This is a genomic window from Shewanella sp. S1-49-MNA-CIBAN-0167 (genome assembly GCF_040310145.1).
Classification (GTDB): domain Bacteria; phylum Pseudomonadota; class Gammaproteobacteria; order Enterobacterales; family Shewanellaceae; genus Shewanella; species Shewanella psychromarinicola.
Genome location: NZ_JBEOPO010000544.1, coordinates 1 through 229, shown reverse-complemented (window position 1 = coordinate 229; position 229 = coordinate 1). Strand labels below are relative to the sequence as shown.

The window sequence follows — 229 nt, the reverse complement described above, 5'->3', positions numbered from 1 at the left end:
AGCCTCACCCGACTGCCGGCGCGTGGCGTCGAACAAGTGCCGGTAGAACGGTTCGTAGGTGTCGGTGTGATGATCGAGCGTGAGGAGTACCGGTGCGGCCGACAAGGCCCGACGGATTTCCCCCCACGATTGCAAGACGTGATGGTGCGATTCGACGATGTAGACGTCCTTGCCAGCAATGTTGGTCTTCGTGTGCGCCATGGTGGGTTACTCGCGTAATGTCTCACAC

1 protein-coding gene is annotated in these 229 nt (G+C 59.8%); it reads right to left on the bottom strand.

Features of this window, described 5'->3' with window-relative positions:
- A partial coding sequence (locus AAEZ00_RS22355; RefSeq protein WP_351090259.1) for a peptide arginase family protein occupies positions 1–201 on the bottom strand: 201 nt, incomplete at its 3' end.
- Positions 202–229: the final 28 nt, after the last annotated feature.